Here is a 1,941-nt window from a genome sequence, read left to right on the forward strand (position 1 = left end):
GGAGATAAATAAAGAACCTGTTTAGATTTATTGCTGCTGTTAGTTTGTTTATCAAAAGGGATATGCTCCGAAAAGTATAGTCCAAATTACCTGGTACCGGGAATTGGCTGAAGCCAAAACCCGGATAGTCGGGCGCAATAAGATGATATTGGTCCGACATGGCAATCATCAGATTCTTAAAAGCTATCGATGAGGTCGGGAATCCATGTAAGAGCAATAGCGATGGATTCTTTTTATCTCCTGCCTCGCGGTAGAAGAGGTCGATGCCATCAATTTTGATGGTGCGGTTGTAGATCTGTCTTGACATACTAGTGTAAATTTGATCACTGTAAAACCTTTTTCAACAATTATACCATCAGGGAATTATGGCGGCGTGTGCTATCTGTACAATAATTAATACAATAACAAAGCCAGATCAGAGAAATTTCCGGGTCCGCTGGATATGCCGGCAACACGAACAGGGCTCGCCATAAAATGCGCTTTAACGAATACGGGCCCAACTTCGACCTGTTGCTTGACCAGGGGCTGGCAGACGAGGTGGTGCTTATCACTTACCCGGTTTTGCCTGGCCGCTGTAAGCGCTTATTATCCGACAGCATCGACGCCCGGGAACTTGCTTTTGTTGACTCGAAGACAACGCCCACCGGTTTGCTCATCAATACTTATAAGCATTTTGGAGCCCTGAAAAAATAGTTTTTCGCCGGGATGGTAAACTGAGAATAAAGGTCAATTCACAGCAACAGGAAGAAATCAGATCAGTAAGACTTCAGCGTTTTTAATATACTGGTTGTTACCCGGTATAGATCGCCGCCTGCCTGGTCGTCTTTTTCATTGGTAAGCAGTACAACGGCTGCCTGATCATTTGGATATAACGAGCAAAAACTACGGAAGCCATTAGTGCCTCCATCTATCCTGATATAATAATCCCAGGTCCTTGTTCTGCCAATTGACCATTGAAAACCGACTGCGTCCTGCTCCACATTGCCATAAATAACCCGGTGGGTGAGTTTTATCGCAGCATCTTTTTCAGCAAGCTGGTAGCTGGCATATTTCAGCATGTCGTCTATACAGGAGTGAAGCCCTCCTGCAGCAGGGAAGGAGGCCGGCACCGGCAGGGCTTTTTCGCCACTGGCGGTATAGCCATTAAGCACCGCTGCGTTTTTTGCACTTACAAATGTATTTGTCATGCGCAGGGGAGTAGTGATATAGCGTTTGATCAGAGTTTCATAATCAGCCTGGTAAATATGCTCCAGCGCATAGCCCAGTAACTGGTAGCCGGCGTTGGAGTAGGCATATTTTAGTGTTTTCAGCGTATCAGGTTTGATTTGTTGCAGCTGATCCAGGAAATAGGCTTCCGTCATTGGAACGGATATGTTATCGCCTGTAAAACTGTTTGGAAACAGGGCGGTATGACTAAGTAAATATCCCACGCGTACCGGTTCTCCGGAGGGGTAATGCAAACCGGGGAAATTTCCGGGTAGGTACTTCCGGATGTCTTCATCCAGTTTCATTTTACCTTCGCCAATTGCATGCGCTACCAGCAGGCCGGTGAATGTTTTCGTAATAGATCCTATCTCATAAATTGAGTTGGAGCGGGTTGGCTCGCCTGATGCAGGCGCTGTTTGCCCGTAGTTATAACGATAGTGGTGCTGACGGTATATTACCCCGATGGAGATACCCACCCGTCCGGGTTTGCTTAAATATAATTTTGCTGAACGGTCCACGGCAGAATCCAGCGGGGTTTTCATGGGATTGTCGTTCAACGCCTGAGCTGAACAGCCGAGGTATATCATAAAAGAGGCGATGATGATGCCGGTTCTTTTCATGTAGGGAAGTTCTCTTATGAAGATACAGCAAAAAGAGGAAGCGGGATTTAATCCACTATCGACACCGGGAAAACTTCATTGATGTGATGGGTCCCTTCCTTAATTGACACCTCGT

General features: G+C 46.2%; 3 protein-coding genes. 1 reads left to right on the top strand and 2 read right to left on the bottom strand.

Annotated features, from left to right (window positions below; genetic code table 11):
* Positions 1–307 (bottom strand): alpha/beta fold hydrolase (locus tag VN105_RS14720; RefSeq protein ID WP_325642167.1); only part of this gene is annotated, 307 nt, incomplete at its 3' end.
* A gap of 167 nt (positions 308–474) precedes the next feature.
* Between VN105_RS14720 and VN105_RS14725 the strand changes: the two genes are divergently transcribed.
* Positions 475–693 (top strand): hypothetical protein, encoded by a 219-nt coding sequence (locus VN105_RS14725; protein WP_325642169.1) that lies wholly within the window; start codon positions 475–477, stop codon positions 691–693.
* A 62-nt stretch (positions 694–755) separates the two neighbouring features.
* Here VN105_RS14725 and VN105_RS14730 read toward each other — a convergent pair whose 3' ends face one another.
* Entirely contained in the window at positions 756–1,826 is a 1,071-nt protein-coding gene (locus VN105_RS14730) for a serine hydrolase domain-containing protein (RefSeq protein WP_325642171.1), read from the bottom strand.
* Positions 1,827–1,941: the final 115 nt, after the last annotated feature.

The organism is Chitinophaga sp. (assembly GCF_035564935.1).
Taxonomy (GTDB): Bacteria; Bacteroidota; Bacteroidia; order Chitinophagales; family Chitinophagaceae; genus Chitinophaga.